The 13176-nt window shown below is 69.4% G+C and carries 14 protein-coding genes; 4 read left to right on the plus strand and 10 right to left on the minus strand.

The window, feature by feature from the left end; genetic code table 11:
• Positions 1 to 71 precede the first annotated feature (71 nt).
• The 4 genes from nadC to BLU62_RS09875 form a co-directional block, all read right to left on the minus strand.
• Positions 72 to 974, minus strand: a complete 903-nt coding sequence (gene nadC / locus BLU62_RS09860; protein ID WP_074852805.1) for a carboxylating nicotinate-nucleotide diphosphorylase — start codon at positions 972 to 974, stop codon at positions 72 to 74.
• A 14-nt stretch (positions 975 to 988) separates the two neighbouring features.
• Positions 989 to 2047, minus strand: coding sequence for a quinolinate synthase NadA (gene nadA / locus BLU62_RS09865; RefSeq protein WP_074849314.1), 1059 nt, complete (start codon positions 2045 to 2047; stop codon positions 989 to 991).
• A 181-nt stretch (positions 2048 to 2228) separates the two neighbouring features.
• Complete coding sequence (locus BLU62_RS09870; protein WP_074849315.1) at positions 2229 to 2750, minus strand: DUF1990 domain-containing protein; 522 nt, start codon at positions 2748 to 2750, stop codon at positions 2229 to 2231.
• Positions 2747 to 3037, minus strand: a complete 291-nt coding sequence (locus BLU62_RS09875; protein WP_074849316.1) for a helix-turn-helix transcriptional regulator — start codon at positions 3035 to 3037, stop codon at positions 2747 to 2749. The genes BLU62_RS09870 and BLU62_RS09875 overlap by 4 nt, the downstream gene beginning before the upstream one ends.
• A gap of 87 nt (positions 3038 to 3124) precedes the next feature.
• Between BLU62_RS09875 and map the strand changes: the two genes are divergently transcribed.
• Together map and BLU62_RS09885 are read left to right on the plus strand one after the other, a co-directional pair.
• Entirely contained in the window at positions 3125 to 3895 is a 771-nt protein-coding gene (map, locus tag BLU62_RS09880; protein ID WP_074849317.1) for a type I methionyl aminopeptidase, read from the plus strand.
• A 32-nt stretch (positions 3896 to 3927) separates the two neighbouring features.
• Complete coding sequence (locus BLU62_RS09885) at positions 3928 to 4659, plus strand: NUDIX hydrolase (protein ID WP_074849318.1); 732 nt, start codon at positions 3928 to 3930, stop codon at positions 4657 to 4659.
• On the opposite strand, the gene BLU62_RS09890 is transcribed toward BLU62_RS09885, so the two are convergent.
• The 6 genes from BLU62_RS09890 to BLU62_RS09920 form a co-directional block, all read right to left on the minus strand.
• Positions 4622 to 5236 (minus strand): DUF2567 domain-containing protein, encoded by a 615-nt coding sequence (locus BLU62_RS09890; protein WP_425284545.1) that lies wholly within the window; start codon positions 5234 to 5236, stop codon positions 4622 to 4624. The genes BLU62_RS09885 and BLU62_RS09890 overlap by 38 nt on opposite strands.
• An 8-nt stretch (positions 5237 to 5244) precedes the next feature.
• Positions 5245 to 5484 (minus strand): biotin synthase auxiliary protein BsaP, encoded by a 240-nt coding sequence (bsaP, locus tag BLU62_RS09895; protein ID WP_006438557.1) that lies wholly within the window; start codon positions 5482 to 5484, stop codon positions 5245 to 5247.
• A gap of 49 nt (positions 5485 to 5533) precedes the next feature.
• Positions 5534 to 6571: a biotin synthase BioB gene (bioB, locus tag BLU62_RS09900; protein ID WP_006438556.1), complete on the minus strand. Its 1038-nt coding sequence runs from the start codon at positions 6569 to 6571 to the stop codon at positions 5534 to 5536.
• Positions 6572 to 6653: 82 nt separating this feature from the next.
• On the minus strand, positions 6654 to 7352 hold the full coding sequence (gene bioD, locus BLU62_RS09905; RefSeq protein ID WP_074852806.1) for an ATP-dependent dethiobiotin synthetase BioD: 699 nt from the start codon (positions 7350 to 7352) through the stop codon (positions 6654 to 6656).
• A gap of 308 nt (positions 7353 to 7660) precedes the next feature.
• Positions 7661 to 8845 (minus strand): 8-amino-7-oxononanoate synthase, encoded by a 1185-nt coding sequence (locus BLU62_RS09915; protein ID WP_074849320.1) that lies wholly within the window; start codon positions 8843 to 8845, stop codon positions 7661 to 7663.
• Positions 8842 to 10158, minus strand: coding sequence for an adenosylmethionine--8-amino-7-oxononanoate transaminase (locus tag BLU62_RS09920; RefSeq protein WP_074849321.1), 1317 nt, complete (start codon positions 10156 to 10158; stop codon positions 8842 to 8844). Before BLU62_RS09920 ends, BLU62_RS09915 begins: the two co-directional genes overlap by 4 nt.
• 134 nt (positions 10159 to 10292) lie before the next feature.
• On the opposite strand from BLU62_RS09920, the gene BLU62_RS09925 reads away from it, so the two are divergent.
• Positions 10293 to 10850, plus strand: coding sequence for a TetR family transcriptional regulator (locus tag BLU62_RS09925; protein WP_074852807.1), 558 nt, complete (start codon positions 10293 to 10295; stop codon positions 10848 to 10850).
• A gap of 124 nt (positions 10851 to 10974) precedes the next feature.
• Positions 10975 to 13152 (plus strand): acyltransferase family protein, encoded by a 2178-nt coding sequence (locus BLU62_RS09930; protein ID WP_074849322.1) that lies wholly within the window; start codon positions 10975 to 10977, stop codon positions 13150 to 13152.
• The last annotated feature ends 24 nt before the right edge of the window (positions 13153 to 13176 follow it).

The following is a 13176-nucleotide window of genomic DNA, read 5'->3' on the forward strand; positions in this document are numbered from 1 at the left end:
GCAGGCCAACGCTCCTCGCACCTCAGGGAGCGAAAATGGAAGTCGCGCAGCCATTTCGGGTACGTCGCCGCCTACGGCGCGGGTATGTCCAAACCCAGGTCGAGCACGGTGACAGAGTGCGTCAGCGCACCGACGGCCAAGTAGTCGACGCCCGTACGGGCGTAATCCTCGGCGACGTCGAGGGTCAGGCCGCCGGAGCTCTCCAGCTTGGTCTGCGGCGAGCGAGTGTTGCGTCGCTGCACGGCCATCTGGGTTTCCCACGGCTCGAAGTTGTCGAGCAGTACCAACTGCGGCTCGAGGGGCAGGACCTCGTCGAGCTGAGCAAGCGAGTCGACCTCGACCTCGACGGGCAGACCGGGAGCCGCCGCGCGGACAGCCTCCAGCGCAGCTGCGACCGAACCGGCGGCGACGACGTGGTTGTCCTTGATCAGGGCGGCATCCCCGAGACCCATACGGTGGTTGACTCCCCCACCCGCGCGCACCGCGTACTTCTGCAGTGCGCGCATACCCGGCAGCGTCTTGCGCGAGTCACGGATCCGGGCCGACGTCCCGGCAACCGCATCGACCCATGCGCGGGTCGCGGTGGCGATACCGGACAGATGGCAGATCAGGTTCAGCGCGGTACGTTCCGCCGTCAGCAGCGCGGCCGTCGGAGCGTGGACGCGCAGGACGGTGTCGCCGGGTTCGACCCCGCTGCCGTCGGCGACGACGTCCGTCACCTCGAAGTTGCCCTCTCCGATGACCTCGTCGAACACCGCGATCACCAGAGGCACACCGGCGATCACGCCATGTGCACGACTGACGATCGCCGCGTCGACGACAGCGCCGGCCGGGACGGTCGAAGTGGTGGTGACGTCGGGTCCGTACCGCAGGTCTTCGTCGAGCGCGGTGCGGATGAGGGCACGGATCTCGTCGTCGACGACCAGTTCCAGCGCGCCGCCGGCCGCGGCCTGGCCGATGAAACCGTCACTCACAGCGGAGCTTCCGGTCACTCGCCCGAACCCGGGTTACCGATCGAGATCATCCGCTCGACGCTCTTGCGGGCCTTCTCCGCGACATCGAGGTCGACGAACACCTCGTCGCGACCCTCACGCAGGCAGCGCAGCAGCGCGGCCGGGGTGATCATCTTCATGTAGGGGCACGACGCGCGGTCGTTCACGGCCTGGAAGTCGACACCGGGCGCGGCCTTGCGCAACTGGTGCAGCATGCCGATCTCGGTGGCGACGAGAACCTGCTTGGCGCCGGTCTCACGAGCAGCGTCGAGCATGCCGCCGGTCGAGAGGATCTTGACGCGATCCTCGGGCACGGCACCCTCGCCCGCCAGGTAGAGAGCCGAGGTGGCGCAGCCGCATTCGGGGTGGATGAACAGGTCGGCATCGGGGTGCGACGCGGCCTGGTCGGCCAGCTCGTCACCGTTGATGCCGGCGTGCACGTGGCACTCGCCCGCCCAGATGTGGATGTTGTCGCGGCCGGTCTCCCGCTTGACGTGCGCACCGAGGAACTGGTCCGGGAGGAACAGCACGTCGCGGTCCGGGTCGATCGACGCGACGACGTCGACGGCGTTCGACGAGGTGCAGCAGATGTCGGTCAGACCCTTCACCTCGGCGGTGGTGTTCACGTACGACACCACGAGCGCGTCCGGGAACTCGGCCTTCCAGGCACGCAGTTCGTCGGCGGTGATCGAATCGGCCAGGGAGCAGCCGGCGCGCCCGTCCGGGATGAGGACGCACTTCTCGGGGCTGAGGATCTTGGCGGTCTCCGCCATGAAGTGGACGCCGCAGAAGATGATCTCGTCGGAGTCGACCTCGGCAGCGATACGCGACAGGGCCAGCGAGTCGCCCACGTGGTCGGCGACGTCCTGGATGGCGGGAAGCTGGTAGTTGTGCGCGAGCAGGGTCGCGTTGCGGGCACGGGCGAGGCGTCGGACCTCGTCTGCCCACTCCTGGGTCGGTTCGACACCGGTGTAGCCACCAGGTGCGTCGAACCATTCGGCATCGAGGAGCCCAGGCGCGGTCACGGCCGCCGGGCGATCACTGGTGATGCTCATTGCCACTCCTCTGGCTGTCCCGGCGGGCGTCCACGACCCCCGGGTCATCGGTGTCCCCGGAGCACGGGCCGTGTGTCCGAGGCAGGGTTTTCGACTCATGGTCGAAAACGCTGTCCATCGTAACATTCACCACACTCGGTTCATTCCCCTCGCCCCTCGCTCCGCGCCCCTCGCGGCCTCCTCAGGCGCACATCAGGGCGTCGAGGTACCGCTCGGTGATCCTCGACTGTGCGATCCGTCCGATCGGGCCACCGATCCGCGTGAACCAGCGACCCGGACGGGAGAACGCCACGATGTGGGCGACCACGGAATCGTCGGGAAGTCGCTGGACCCAGAAACGCTCCTCCCCGATCTCGGGATGCCCCGGCAGGGTGCCATAGGCGAAGCCGTTTTCGGTCCCCGCGTCGATCGACCCCGAATCGATCACCTCGATGACACGGCAGGCGGCCGAGATCACCACCGGGCCCAGCCCCAGACGCATGGTCACCGCGGCGCCGACCGCTGCCGGCGGCGTCGAGGAATCGATGCCGATCCCGGCACGACGATGCATGTCCCAGTTCAGGATTCGATGCGCGGCAGTGGTGAAGCATTCCTCCCCGGCGCCGATCACGCGCGAGCGGCGCAGATGGTGATAGCCCGCCGGCAACTCTCCGGCGGTCGCTCCGACCTCCGCGTAGGTGAGGTCCGACGGCTGCGGGGTCACCCGGCGCGCGCCACCTCGCCGCCGAGAACCGTCTCGTCGAGGCCGGTCTGGTCGAAAACCAGAGCCAGGTCGTCGAGCGAGGTGTTCAGCGAACGCGCGAGCGCGGCGATCGTGGCGAACGCGGGAGTCGGCATGCGGCCCGTCTCGATCTTGCGCAGCGTCTCCGGGGAGATGCCGGCGCTGACCGCGACCTCGGCGAGGGCGCGGGCGCCGCGGAGTTCGCGGAGTCGGGCGCCCAGACGGCGGCCGGCGGCGATCTGTTCCGGGGTCAACGGGTTGCGGACCATGCCCCGAAGACTAGCCGATGCGGTATACCTATACCGACATGTTGGTATTTCTATACCGGTACACGCCATCGTGAAGGGGAAATGAGAATGGTCGAGCTGAAGTCGCCGTCCGAGGTCGACGCCATGGGGGTGACCGGGGCATTCATCGCGGATCTGCTCGCCGACCTCGCCGAACGGGCCGACGTGGGGGTCAACCTCCTCGACCTCGAACAGCGCGCCCGAGACCTCATCGCCGAGCGCGGTGCGGAATCCTGCTACTGGGACTACTCCCCGTCGTTCGGCCGCGGGCCCTTCCGCAACGTCATCTGCCTGTCGGTGAACGACGCCGTGCTCCACGGGCTCCCCCACGACTACGCCCTGGCCGACGGGGACCTGTTGTCCATGGACATCGCGGTCTCGATCGACGGCTGGGTCGCCGACTCGGCCCGCAGCGTCATCGTCGGCACCCCTCGCCCCGAGGACCAGCGCCTGGTCCAGGCAACCGAGGAAGCGCTGCAGGCGGCCATCGACGCAGCCCGCCCCGACGCCCGGCTCGGCGACATCTCCGCCGCGATCCAGGCCGTCGCCAAGTCCTACGGCTACCGCGTCAACACGGAGTTCGGCGGGCACGGCCTCGGCCGCACGATGCACGAGGACCCGCATGTGGCGAACGTCGGCAAGGCCGGTCGCGGCATGAAGCTCCGGCCCGGGCTGACGCTCGCGCTCGAGCCCTGGTTCACGCTCGGCACCGAGCGCATCAAATTCGACGCCGACGGTTGGACGATCCGGTCGTTCGACGGCTCCCGCGGCGCCCACAGCGAACACACGATCGCGGTCACCGACGGCGCGGCGCGCGTACTGACGTCTCCGGTTCGCTAGTCAGGGAGCACCGGACCCATACAATCGACGCCATGCCAGCCGCCGGGTCCGACCCTTCCAGCTCCGGCGTGCTGCGGGTCGAGGTCCTCAGCGTCGTCTTCCAGGTCCGCACTCCGTCTTCCGCCGACGACACCGACGTCCACCCCTCGCTCTGCGTGTTGCTCTCCCGTACCCACTCCGGCGCCGAACCCGGCCTGTGGTCGCTACCGGGAGGCGATGTCGCCGGCGACGAGACGTTGTCGGTCACCGCGCGACGACTCGTCGCCGACACCATGGATGTGCGCGACATCGCTCACCTCGAGCAGCTGTCGGTCTTCTCCGATCCCGCACGTGTTCCCGGCATCCGGACGATCGCGTCGACGTACATGGGCCTCATCCGATCGGACAGTCCGCTGGCGCTGCCCGAGGGGGCGGCGTGGTTCGCGGTGGACGCGCTCCCCCCGACGGCCTTCGACCACGCCGAGATCATCGACACCGCCCGACACCGGCTCGCCGCGAAACTCTCCTACACCAACATCGCCTTCGCGCTGGCACCGAAACAGTTCCCGATGTCGGAACTGTCGGAGATCTATTGTGCCGCTCTCGGTTACCCGGTGGACACGACGAACCTGCTCCGCATCCTGAGTCGACGCGCCGTGGTGGTGTCCACCGGAACCGTCGGCAAGACCGGCCGGTCCGGCGGGCGGCCGCCGGCGCTCTATGCCTTCGCCGACAACGGGTTACGCGTCACGGATGAGTTCGCGACGCTGCGTCCACCGATGTGAGGTCGGACGCGTCCGGTCCCCCGGCGAGGTGATCGTCGTCGAGGTCGCCGACGCCGAGGTCGGCTGTGCGTGAGGACAACACGCAGACCAGATAGATGATCGCGAAGGCGAACGGCGCGCAGATGAGCAACGTCCAGGGTGCACTGTGCCCGGCGCGCGTACCGCCGTCGAGCCAGAGGTCGGGCACCACGCGGTACACCGAATCGAGCGGCAGGCCGGCGATGTCGTCGTCGAATCTCAGCCCTGCCAACCACATTCCGAGCTGGGCGCCGATCGCGGAACCGGCCACGGTACCGACCGCGGGCACCAGGAATCCGGTGACGCCGCGCCACGGCCGCGCCGCTGCCCAGGCGACGAGTGCGGCGATGCCGCCGTAGGCGAACATGATCAGCGCGAAGGCGCCGACGCCGTCGAACTCGGTCGGGATGTTCTCACGGGTCAGCCCCTTGAACACGACGCCGGTCGTGGGGGGTGTCACCACTGCCCAGATCGCACCGGCGACCGCGCCGAGCACGAGCACCGCCGCGGTCACGGTGAGCAGGGTCGCGACCGACCGGGCGGGTCGTCGCCCGGGCACCTGACCGTTCACCGACGACCCAGCTCGGCCGAGTCGACCGTCCCGTGGCGAGAGCACCGCGCGCTCCAGCCGTCGGGACGGACCTGCACGACCATGCGGCGTCCACACTGCCCGCAGAAGCGTGGCGGCTCAAGACCCAGTCGCGCGGCCGGCGGGATGGCGTCGGGTGCCTGCAGTTCCAGTTCGAGGCCGGTGTAGACGCCGTACCTGCACGGTTCGGCGAGCGGCCCCGGGACGGTGTCGATCATGAGAGAACACGCTACCGATCGTCTGGGATTGTCGGGACTGGCGGAGACGTCAGATCGTGTCGTTCAGCGACTTGATCGGCATCGACAGGTCGCTGAGCAGGTCGAGGTCGTCCTCGGCGGGCCGGCCGAGAGTCGTCAGGTAGTTGCCGACGATGACCGCGTTGATGCCGCCGAGGATGCCCTGCTTGGCGCCGAGGTCGCCCAGAGTGATCTCACGGCCGCCGGCGAACCGCAGGATGGTGCGCGGCAGGGCGAGACGGAAGGCGGCCACCGACTTGAGCGCCTCGGACGCGGGCAGCACGTCGAGATCGCCGAAGGGCGTACCGGGACGCGGGTTGAGGAAGTTCAGCGGCACCTCGTCGGGCTCGAGTGCGGCCAGATCGGCGGCGAACTCGGCGCGCTGCTCGAGGCTCTCCCCCATGCCGAGGATGCCGCCGCAGCACACCTCCATGCCGGCTTCGCGGACCATGCGCAGGGTGTCCCACCGCTCCTCCCACGTGTGGGTGGTGACGACGTTCGGGAAGTGGCTGCGCGCGGTCTCGAGGTTGTGGTTGTAGCGGTGCACACCCATGTCGCGGAGCTGGTCGACCTGCTCCTGGGTGAGCATGCCGAGGCTGCAGGCGATCTGGATGTCGACCTCGTTGCGGATGGCCTCGATGCCGGCCGCGACCTGGCTCAGCAGACGCTTGTCGGGTCCACGGACGGCGGCCACGATGCAGAACTCTGTCGCACCCGTCTTGGCGGTCTGCTTGGCAGCCTCCACCAGCGACGGGATGTCGATCCAGGCGCTGCGCACCGGCGAGGCGAAAAGCCCCGACTGCGAGCAGAAGTGGCAGTCCTCGGGGCAGCCACCGGTCTTCAGCGAGATGATGCCCTCGACCTCGACCTCCGGGCCGCACCACTTCATGCGCACGTCGTGGGCGAGCTGCAGCAGTTCGGTCAGGCGATCGTCGTCCAGACGCAGCACGGCCAGGACCTGGTCGCGGTCGAGCGGTTCACCGCGCTCGAGCACCTGTTCGCGGGCGATGGCGAGGATGTCGTCGGACGTCTGTGCGTCGCGGGCGGTGTCGACGGTTGCCTGTGTCACGGGGCTGAACTCCTTGTACTGGAACTGATTGCGGGCTGGAACTGTCTACGAGGGCGGAGAGGGGCTACGGGGCGGGAACGGTCTACGGGGTCCGGGCGAGCGATGCCGGGCGACTGGTCGATGAGCCGGCGAGCCACTCGGGGTCGAACCACGTCGGTGCGACCCGGCGGAACTCCTCGGGGCCGAGGGCGGCGGCCCCCGCGGGCAACACCCCGATCACCGGGACGCCGGTGATCCGCGGCAGGTCGGAGCGGTTGCAGCGCATGGCGAGGTCGGGGTCCGGCGGCCACCACCCGATCACGAGTCCGGCAGGACGGAGTCCGCGCGCGCGAACCGCGTTCACGGTCAGCTCGGCGTGGTTGAGGGCACCGAGGCCGGGAGCCACGACGATGACGACGCCGTCGTCCGTCCCGGGCGCCAGGGTCTCGGCGGCGATGTCGAGGATGGTGGCGGACTCCCCCAGCCGCACCAGAACACCGCCGGCGCCTTCGACGAGGGTGAGATCATGCGTGGCCGCGAGGTCGTCGACCGTGCGCACGATGACCGCGGGATCGGCGAGCGGCATACCCGCGCGCCGAGCCGCGGTGTCCGGGGCGAGCGGTTCGGGATAACGGTAGGACTCGACCGTCGTCACGTCGCCGACGAGGCGCGCGACTTCGGCGAGGTCGCCGGGTTCGGTTGGTGCGACACCGGTTTGGACGGGTTTGCAGACGGCGACGGTGGCTGCGCGGGGCGGTCCGGTCGCCGGCCCTTCGTGGCTCGTCGCTTGCGCTCCTCGCACCTCAGGGAGCGAGGGAGCTGCCGCCAGCGCTCCTCGCACCTCAGGGAGCGAGGGAGCTGCCGCGTGCACTCCTCGCACCTCAGGGAGCGACGGGGCTGCGCGGGGCGGTCCGGTCGCCGGCCCTTCGTGGCTCGTCGCTTGCGCTCCTCGCACCTCAGGGAGCGAAGGAGCTGCCGCGTGCGCTCCTCGCACCTCAGGGAGCGAGGAGGCTGCCGCGAGCGCGGCGGTGACGACCGTCTTGCCGACGTCGGTCGAGGTGCCGGTGACGGCGAGGACGCGCCCGCGTGCCGGTGGCGGGGTCGGTGAGGTCATCGTGCACCCACCTCACGCAGCGCGGCGTCGACGACCTCGGCGACGTGGTCGAGGGTCGCGGCGTCGAGGTCGGCGCGCACGGTGATGCGCAGACGGGACGTGCCCGGCGGGACCGACGGCGGGCGGAAGCAACCGACGAGGACGCCCCGGTCACGACAGGCCGCGGCCGCGTCGACGGCCTGTTGCGGGTCGCCGACGATGATCGAGATCACCGCGGCGGCGGGCTCATCGGCGCCGCAAGCGCGGGCGAGGTGGCGAGCGTTGTCCCGCAACCGGTCCGGCAGCGCAGGGTCGGCCCGCAGGATTCGCAGGGCGGCCCGCGCCGCGCCGACCGCCGCCGGATTGAGTCCGGTGTCGAAGATCATGGGCCGCGCGCAGTCGATCAGATGCGACCGCAGGATCTCCGGCCCGAGGACAACTCCGCCCTGCGATCCGAACGACTTGGACAGGACCGTGGTGACCACGAGGTCCGGGGCACCGGAAAGTCCTTGTTCGGCAACCAGTCCGCGCCCACCGGGACCACGGACGCCGACGGCGTGGGCCTCGTCGACGAGCAGCGTCGCACCGTGTGCGCGAGCAGCCGCGTACAGGTCGGCGACCGGGGCCGGTTCGCCGTCGATGCTGTACACCGAGTCGGTGACGACCAGAGCACGCTCCTCGGTGCGTTCGGCCAGTGCCGCGCGGACGGCGTCGTGATCGCCGCGGTCGACGACGACCACACGAGCCCGGGACAGGCGGCACCCGTCGATCAGCGATGCATGACTTCCGGTGTCGCTCACGATCAGGTCGCCGCGACCGGCGAGCGCGGTGACCGCACCGACGTTGGCGAGGTAGCCAGAGGAGAAGGCCAGCGCGGCAGGGAAACCCAGGAAGTCGGCGAGTTCGTTCTCCAGGTCGACATGCGCCTGCGTGGTGCCCACGACCAGCCTCGACGCCGTCGAGCCGCCGCCCCACTGCGCGGCCGCGGCCTGCGCACCGGCGACGACGTCGGGGTGCGTCGACAGCCCGAGGTAGTCATTCGATCCGAGATTGATCGCATCGACACCGACGCGACGCACGTGCGGGTCGCGGTGCAGCCCGGCCTCGGCGCGGTCGCGGGCGGCCCGGGCGAGCCAACCGAGTCCGACCTCACCCGAGGTGATGTCGTGACCGGCGGCCGGCTGTCCCGAGGTGATGGTCATGACCGCGCCCCCACGAGTTCGGCAGTTGCAGAAGATGTTTCACTCAGCGTGGCCCGCACCGCCGCGGAGATCCCGCGCACGATGGTCGCCACGTCGTCGGGCGTGCAGATGAACGGCGGCATCGTGTAGACGAGATTGCGGAAGGGCCGCAGCCACGCCCCGGCGGCGATCGCGGCCGCGGTCGCCGCAGACATGTCGACGGGGCGGTCGAGCTCGACGACCCCGATCGCGCCGTGTACCCGGACATCGACGACGCCGTCGAGGTCCCGCAGCGGCGCCAGGCCGTCGGCGAGACCCTTCCCGATCTCCGCCACACGTGCGGCCCAGGGCGTCTCCAGCAGCAACTCGATTGCGGCGACGGCCACCGCGCAGGCGAGCGGGTTGGCCATGAAGGTCGGGCCGTGGGCGAGACCGCCGGCCTCGCCGGCGCTGATGACCTCGGCGAGGTGGGAGGTGCACAGCGTGGCAGCGAGGGTCATGTAGCCGCCGGTCAGCGCCTTGCCGACGCACATGATGTCGGGGGCGACCTGCGCGGCGTCGGCGGCGAAGAGCGTTCCGGTACGGCCGAAGCCGGTGGCGATCTCGTCGAAGATCAGCAGGACGCCGTGGCGGTCGCAGATGTCGCGCAGGGCGGACAGATATGCGGGATCGTGGAAGCGCATACCGCCGGCGCCCTGGACGACCGGTTCGACGATGACGGCCGCGAGCTCGTCGCGGTGCTCACGGACCGCCGTCTCCAGCGTGGCCACGTACTCCGGTCGATAGTCGGCGGGCGGAGCGTCGACGAACACCTGCTGCGCGAGGACGGTCGACCACATCGAGTGCATGCCGCCGTCGGGGTCGCAGACACTCATCGGCGTGAAGGTGTCGCCGTGGTAGCCGCCCCGCCAGGTCAGCAGCCGGGTGCGCCGCGACTGTCCGCGGCTGCGCCAGTACTGCAACGCCATCTTGACCGCGACCTCCACCGAGACCGAACCCGAGTCGCAGAAGAACACCTTCTGCAGCGGTTCGGGGGTCAGCTCGACCAGGAGCTGCGCGAGCCGGGCTGCGGGTTCGTGGGTGAGGCCGCCGAACATGACGTGCGACATGCGCCCCATCTGAACCGCGGCCGCGGCGTCGAGGCGCGGGTGCCGGTAACCGTGGATCGCCGCCCACCACGAACTCATCCCGTCGACCACCGACCGTCCGTCGGCGAGTTCGAGGTGAACCCCCGACGCCGACGACACCACCAGCGGCTCGGTCGTCGCGGGCAACGCCCCGTACGGATGCCAGATGTGCTCGGCGTCGACACGGCTGATCTCGGCCTGGTCCACGGCGCGCTCCTCCTGTCTGTCCCCCGCGATCGCCTGGACACCGTCCAGGATTCCTGAACACCGTACAGGTAGGCCTGGACGGTGTACAGGTGGCTCGCGAGAGGCGGTCGGCGACCGGTCACTACGCTGACCGCGTGAGCAACAGCCGCACCGACGTCCTCCGCGCTGCCCGCGACATCCTGCGCGAGCACAGCCTGGCCGACCTGTCGATGCGCCGGCTCGCCACCGAGCTCGGGGTGCGTCCCAACGCCCTGTACTGGCATTTCCCCAACAAACAGACCCTGCTGGCGGCACTCGCCGACGACATCCTCGGCGCGGTCGTGATCCCCGCCTCCGACCTGGCGTGGGACGAACGACTGCAGCTGCTCGCCACCGGGATGCGCGCCGCCCTGCTCGACGTGCCCGACAGCGCCGAGGTCGTGTCGTCGAGCTGGGCCAGCGGCCTGTCCACCAAGGCCATCACCGCCGACATCGTCGCGGCTGCGCATGCCGGCAGCCTGTCCCTGCGCGACGCGGAGGCCGTCAGCACCGCCGTGTGCCAGCTCGTCATCGGCCTGACCATCGAGGAACAGACGCGTGCACAGATGGAGCGCCTCGGCGTCACCGGGCCGTCGGGACGGAACTTCGACGGCGAGTTCGTGGACGGGCTGACGATCATCCTCGACGGGGCCCGCACCCGGGCCGGTGACTAGTGCAACGCACCCGGGTGTCGCGGCCCGCTGAGTCGAGAATTCACAGGATCGGCGGGTACATTGCTACCCGGCCGAAACCGTTCCCGACCCGAAAGACTCCTCTGTGGCATCGACGACTCGAGTAGTGGCGCCGGAGTCGGCCCCCTCGACGCCGACGACCCCCGCCTACCGCACGGACCTCGACGGTCTGCGCGGCATCGCGATCACCCTCGTGGCCTGCTTCCACGTGTGGTTCGGGAAGGTCTCCGGCGGTGTCGACGTCTTCCTCACCCTGTCGGGATACTTCTTCCTCGGTTCGCTCCTCCGGCATGCGATCTACGCCCAGAAGCCGAACGTCACCTTCCGCGACACCCTGAACCCGTGGCCGCGCCTGAAACGACTCCTGAAACGCCTGCTGCCCGCACTGATCACCGTGCTCCTCGCGGTCACGGTGCTCACGGTGGTGATCCTGCCGCAGACCCGCTGGGCCAACATCGGGCACGAGGTCGTCGCGAGCGCCCTGTACTACCAGAACTGGTATCTGGCGTTGAACTCGCAGGACTACCTGGCCGCGAGTTCGGCGAACAGCCCGCTGCAGCACATCTGGTCGATGTCGATGCAGGGACAGTTCTTCCTCCTGACGCTGCTCGTCGCGCTGGCGTTCGCCGGCGTCCTCAAGCTCCTCGCCGGCCTCGCGCGCCCGTTCGCCGATCCGCGGGTAATCAAATTCCTCGTCGGCGCCGCGGTGTTCGTCGTCGCGCTGGCGTCGTTCTGGTGGGCGCATCGCGGGATGGCCATCAACCAGCCGTACAACTACTACTCCACGCTCTCCAGGCTCTGGGAGCCGCTCGCGGGCGGTCTGCTGGCGATCTGGCTGCCGAGCCTGCGCGTCCCGAACTGGGTGCGCAACACCGCCACCGTCGTCGCCCTGGCGCTGATCGTCAGCTGCGGTTTCTGGATCGACGGCGTGAACGAGTACCCGGGCCCGATGGCGCTGGTCCCGGTCGGTTCGACGCTGCTCATCATCTGGGCCGGTGCGACCGCGCTGCAGAAGCGGCCGCGAGGCGAACACGCCGCCCCGGACACGATGCCCGCGGTCAACCGGATGCTGGCCGGCACCTGGCCGGTGTGGCTGGGCACCATCGCCTACTCGCTGTACCTGTGGCACTGGCCGCTGCTGATCTTCTACCTCACCTGGCGCGACAAGAACCACGCGAACTTCCTCGAGGGTGTCGGCATCCTCGGGGTGTCGATCGGTCTCGCCTGGCTCACCAAGCGGTACATCGAGGACCCGCTCCGCGGCGGTGACCGGGCGGCCCTCGCACGAGGGAATCGGCAGGGCAGATCACGCCGGCTGTCCTACACCGCGGTGGTGACGTCGATCCTGTTGCTCGGCTCCGTGGTCGCGGGCGTCGGCATCAAGGTGTGGGAGAACCACGTCGACAACATCGTCGTCGACACCAAGAACCTCGACCCGCGGTCGTATCCGGGTGCACGGGCACTCCTCGACGGGTGGCCGGTCCCCGCTCTCGACCCACAACCGTCGGCGCTCGAGGTGATCCAGGACTATCCCGAGACCTCCACCGACGGATACATGAGCGACTTCACCGACAACGAGATCCACGTCGGTGTCTACGGTGACCCCAACGCCACCCGCACCATCGCACTCGCCGGCGGCTCCCACTCGGAGATGTGGATCTCCGCGCTCGACACACTCGGAAAACGCAACGGGTTCAAGGTCAAGACCTATCTGAAGATGGGTTGCCCGCTGTCGACCAACCGGATCCCCAAGCAGCGCGGCGTCCCCTACCCCGAGTGCTACGACTGGGGCCAGCGGGTCATCGACCGGGTCATCGCGGAGAAGCCCGACGCGGTCTTCACCAACTCGACGCGCCCGCGCGACTATCAGCCCGGCGACTGGGTGCCGCCGGACTACACCCCGATCTTCGATCGCTTCCTCGACGCCGGAGTCCCGGTGTTCGGGATGCGGGACACACCGTGGCCGAAGAACGGCAAGGGCACCATCGACACACCCATCTGCCTCGCCGACGGCGGCGACGCGGAGAGCTGCGGTTCGCGCCGCGCCACCGTCCTCGCCCCCGAGGACCCGGCGCTGGAACTCGCCGCCACCCGCCCGGACTTCCATCCGCTCGACATGTCGAGGGGCATCTGCACCGACGACTTCTGCCCGGCGATCATCGGCAACATCACCGTTTACAAGGACCCACATCATCTGTCGGCGACGTTCGTCCGGAGTCTCACGGACGAACTCGGCCGCCAGATGGAGGCCCAGCTCCCCTGGACTGGCCCACAGGTGCCGTGACCTGCAACTTTCACATCACGAACG

The sequence above is a fragment of the Gordonia westfalica genome (assembly GCF_900105725.1).
Lineage (GTDB): Bacteria > Actinomycetota > Actinomycetes > Mycobacteriales > Mycobacteriaceae > Gordonia > Gordonia westfalica.